We start from the raw sequence: 3777 nt of genomic DNA, 5'->3' as shown, positions 1-3777 counted from the left end.
GCTAAATCCGCCTTATCACCTGAGCCTATAAACGGCATGTCAACAATCATATCTTCGTTGTATTCCAAAGTATATTCGTGAGTTATTGTGCCGTTTTTATATGACACTGTTCTAGTTTCTGTAATCTCTTCGTTGGCAATACCATCGTATGCATGAATACTATCATTCATATTTTTCTCCTTAATTTGAATATTTATTATAATTAAAGACAACGCGACTAGAATATAATCGAATAACAAATAAACATAAATAGCGTAATATTTTATCACATTGTCTACGCTGGCTGATTATTATATGGTCTTTCATCAATTTATTTAATAGTCAAGCTCGCACTTCATATACATAACAAGATTTGAAATGGAATCAGATAGGCAAATAGCTTGGTTTTCATACGGAATTACAGCTATTACTTTACCTGTAGTGTTATTAACATACATAGAATAAGGATCACAGCCGCCTAAATACCAGTATCTTGCATCGGAAAGGAAAAGTGCATCTCCCATAGCAAATCCAGTGACAAGATCATTGATAACTTCTTCAGGTTTTTGGACTCCCTTAATATTTATATATCCGTCCATAAAAAACCCTCTATCATATCAAACCAATATGTAGATAGAAAAGCCTTAATATCCGAGTGAATGACAAATCCCATTTTTTTTTTCTAACTTCCTAAAATCAAATGGTTTGTCTTGAGCAATTGGAGTCATCGGCAAGGGCAAATCAACTTCCTTATACTTTTCAAAGAACTGTTTTCTCAGCATAAAAAATGCTCAAATGCATCCTTCATATTCATTATAAATCACCTCCACATTCGTTTAATCGTTTATTATTGATAATCCCATAATATATGTTACCTTTATAAAAATCAGGTGTATTTTTGACCACATCATATACAAAAAATTTGATTGCTAACATATTGGTTTGCTTAATACTATATTTTTAATTCTGCTGAATAGTCAAATGTCTTAAAAAAATTATATCACAATTCATTGCAAAAGTCAAGCACCTGATGCATTTATAAAACAGCAACAATATTTATATTTTCTTCAATAATTTCGCATAGCATTTCCAGAAGTTCCTTTTGTATTGTTGAAATCTGTAGAACAAGCAAAAGTGGCTGTGGAAATCACTCCACAACCGCTATAACGGAAATTATCCGTCAGAATTCTATTTTACCCAACTGTCTTCTCACCCATGCACTCTCAAGCACATCATAGATATACTGATTGGGCGCACCTTCTTCAAAATACTTGCGATTGTCGCCGCCGAGCATTTCAACAGCGAATGCACCGACAGCCCGTGATCTTGACTGTCCAGCATAGCAATGAACTAAAAGCGTGTCAACCTTAGTCTTATGCAGCTCAATAAAATTTATAATGCTCTCCGCCATGTCATCATCAAACAGAACAGCTCCGTCCACCTCCGTAACGATATCATCGAAATACAGCGTCAGAACACCTTTGCAGAACTGATTCTCAGCAAACGTCACTCCGAAACCGCCTGTGTGGCTGTCCTGTATGGAAATCACAGCATAAGTATCCGTCAACGCTCCTTGCTCTGCAGCTTCGGCAGCAATGCCATATGGGTAGTAATGCTTCATAACATAGTCGAATGCTCCGTGAATGGATTTGACAAGGACTCTTTTCATACTCCTGTGCCCCCTTTCTACAAATAATCTTTCTAATTCTATACAACTGTTCTATGTATAGATATCCATCGCTTCAATCCTAATAGGTGATGTTTATAATGATTTATTTGCCAGATATTCAAACAGCACCGGAGTAATTGCCGGGTATGTCAGATTTTCAGGCAGTGCAGTAAATTCGCTGATTGCAGCCATTTCACTATCCGGCATCGCTCCGAATTCACGAATTACAGCGTGAAACACCACACCATTTGCGCCCCTTCCGGTTTCTTCATGCCACGCACGATAATCACATAGAGGCGTTATGTTATAATCAACTGCTCCTGACTCCTCATAAAGCTCACGTTTGGCGGCTTCAAGCGACGTTTCGCTTTGCTCAATATGTCCGCCTTGTGTTTCCCATGTGGTTCTCTCTTTATGGCGGCTGAGAACGATTCTTCCATTATGCTCTGAAAGAACAACAACATACTTGTAGCTGCCTAAAGAGTTAAGTTCATATACTTGACACCGCATAAAAATTATTGTCCTTCCTCATCAAGAATACCAAGATGCTTCTCAAAGATCAGCATTATCTCCTCGACTCTCTTTTCGCCGATACCTTTAATCCCTCTGATCTCCGCCTCAACGGCACGCAGGTCTAAAGTTCCACCTCCGTCATCAGCCATGCTCTCATCAACTATCTCCCCTGCCTCGGCAAGTCCTTTCTTCCGTCCTCGCTCAAAGATGTCCTGTATAAGCCCTTCAAGCGTAGCTCTGTCCATTTTCTTGATTCGGCGGTAGGTATCGCGGTCTAATATCTGCTCAACCTCATTATTGTCTGTGGTCATTTATACTTCCCTTCTGTGAAAGATCATATGCCCGTGTTTAAAACTTTGTGGAAAAGCCGTTGGCGAATGTTGAAAACTCAAAGATACTCTGGAACAACACTCTCAAACAGCTCACACAGGTCATCGTCCATGTAAGAATAATCATCGGGAATATTCAGGCAGATGACGGTTTTATCGGCTATGATATCTGAATATTTCTCTTTCAGCCTCCGGACGTGTTTTTTCTCCATACAGAAGATGATATCCGCCCAGCCGACCAGTCCGGGAGTCAGCTTGATACGCGCATTGTTCTCTGTGCCGGCAGAACGAGCCTGATGTCCGTTTTGTCCGTCAAACAGCTTCTCTGCGGTTAGAGACCGTCTTTTGTTCTGGCTGCATAAGAATAGCAAGTGCATTACATCAGCCCTCTGCTACCATCTCAGCATTGATCTTATCTTCACTTGCAGCCATAGCCTGCAGTGTCATTTCAAGCAGCTTGTCAAGCTCCCAACCGAGCTGTGATGCACCTCGCTCGATAACCTCACGGGAACATCCGGCAGCAAATCCCTTACTTTTGTACTTCTTTTTCAGAGATTTCAGTTCCATGTCCTTCGTGCTCTTGGAAGGTCTCATGAGAGCCGCCGCCCAGATCAGTCCTGTCAGCTCATCAGCCGCAAACAGTACCTTCTCCATCTCGTGGATTGGCTCCACATCTATGGTCACGCCGCAGCCGACAGTAATTCCGTAACCGTGAGAACATACAGAGTGAATGATATCATCGCTGACCCCGCCATCTTTCAGCAGTTCCGGTGCTTTCAGGCAATGCTCCTCCGGGTACAGTTCAAAATCTATGTCGTGCAGCAGACCAACAATACCCCAGTGTTCCGCTTCATCCACATAGCCGAGTTCATTGGCATACCACTTCATGACAGCCTCTACCGTCAGGGCGTGCTGAATATGGAACGGGTCTTTGTTGTATTTCTTCAGTAAAGTATACGCTTCTTCTCTTGTTATCATGGGTATTTCCTCCGGTTATTATAATTGTGCGATTGCCTGCTCCACAGAAGCAATCAGCATCGGTCTGCGCATCTCGCCGACCATGATGTCAAATTCATCTCCGGACGGTTCGCCGTACATGAGATTATCAGCATCGGCGGTTTGAAGCCAGTGGAGGGCTTTGTTCAGACCATCTACTGTGAATACATCAAATCCCTTGGAAGAGATGAATGTCAGGTTTATATCTCTCTGTGTGTTCATATGCCACTCCTTAGTTCGAGCATTGCAATATTGCTCCAGCTCTAATTCTATGGACAACTATAAAGGTAA

Annotated in this window: 7 protein-coding genes; all 7 read right to left on the bottom strand. The window is 41.7% G+C overall.

All coding sequences use genetic code 11. The features are described from left to right. Positions 1 to 314: 314 nt before the first annotated feature. Positions 315 to 578, bottom strand: a complete 264-nt coding sequence (locus RUM_RS00855; protein ID WP_015557341.1) for a hypothetical protein — start codon at positions 576 to 578, stop codon at positions 315 to 317. Between the two features lie 581 nt (positions 579 to 1159). Next, on the bottom strand, positions 1160 to 1648 hold the full coding sequence (locus RUM_RS00850) for a hypothetical protein (RefSeq protein WP_015557339.1): 489 nt from the start codon (positions 1646 to 1648) through the stop codon (positions 1160 to 1162). Positions 1649 to 1741: 93 nt separating this feature from the next. Then, positions 1742 to 2158 (bottom strand): NUDIX hydrolase, encoded by a 417-nt coding sequence (locus RUM_RS12290; RefSeq protein WP_081459932.1) that lies wholly within the window; start codon positions 2156 to 2158, stop codon positions 1742 to 1744. 5 nt (positions 2159 to 2163) lie between these two features. Then, the gene (locus RUM_RS00845; protein WP_015557336.1) at positions 2164 to 2472 is read right to left on the bottom strand and encodes a hypothetical protein; all 309 of its coding nucleotides are present in this window, start codon (positions 2470 to 2472) and stop codon (positions 2164 to 2166) included. Between the two features lie 77 nt (positions 2473 to 2549). Further along, a complete protein-coding gene (locus RUM_RS00840) occupies positions 2550 to 2867 on the bottom strand; it encodes a low molecular weight protein tyrosine phosphatase family protein (protein WP_015557335.1) in 318 nt (105 codons plus the stop codon). Between the two features lie 4 nt (positions 2868 to 2871). Further along, complete coding sequence (locus RUM_RS00835; RefSeq protein ID WP_015557334.1) at positions 2872 to 3468, bottom strand: domain HDIG; 597 nt, start codon at positions 3466 to 3468, stop codon at positions 2872 to 2874. A gap of 18 nt (positions 3469 to 3486) precedes the next feature. Continuing rightward, complete coding sequence (locus RUM_RS00830) at positions 3487 to 3708, bottom strand: hypothetical protein (RefSeq protein WP_015557333.1); 222 nt, start codon at positions 3706 to 3708, stop codon at positions 3487 to 3489. Between the last annotated feature and the right edge of the window lie 69 nt (positions 3709 to 3777).

It is taken from the genome of Ruminococcus champanellensis 18P13 = JCM 17042, assembly GCF_000210095.1.
GTDB lineage: Bacteria > Bacillota > Clostridia > Oscillospirales > Ruminococcaceae > Ruminococcus_F > Ruminococcus_F champanellensis.
Note: the sequence above shows the minus strand (reverse complement) of the source record. Positions and strands in the feature narration are given on the sequence as shown.

What these genes read in the sequence shown, in the direction of transcription:
- RUM_RS00855 (WP_015557341.1), bottom strand. Translation starts at nt 578, where the DNA reads ATGGACGGATATATAAATATTAAGGGAGTCCAAAAACCTGAAGAAGTT.
- RUM_RS00850 (WP_015557339.1), bottom strand. Translation starts at nt 1,648, where the DNA reads ATGAAAAGAGTCCTTGTCAAATCCATTCACGGAGCATTCGACTATGTT.
- RUM_RS12290 (WP_081459932.1), bottom strand. Translation starts at nt 2,158, where the DNA reads ATGCGGTGTCAAGTATATGAACTTAACTCTTTAGGCAGCTACAAGTAT.
- RUM_RS00845 (WP_015557336.1), bottom strand. Translation starts at nt 2,472, where the DNA reads ATGACCACAGACAATAATGAGGTTGAGCAGATATTAGACCGCGATACC.
- RUM_RS00840 (WP_015557335.1), bottom strand. Translation starts at nt 2,867, where the DNA reads ATGCACTTGCTATTCTTATGCAGCCAGAACAAAAGACGGTCTCTAACC.
- RUM_RS00835 (WP_015557334.1), bottom strand. Translation starts at nt 3,468, where the DNA reads ATGATAACAAGAGAAGAAGCGTATACTTTACTGAAGAAATACAACAAA.
- RUM_RS00830 (WP_015557333.1), bottom strand. Translation starts at nt 3,708, where the DNA reads ATGAACACACAGAGAGATATAAACCTGACATTCATCTCTTCCAAGGGA.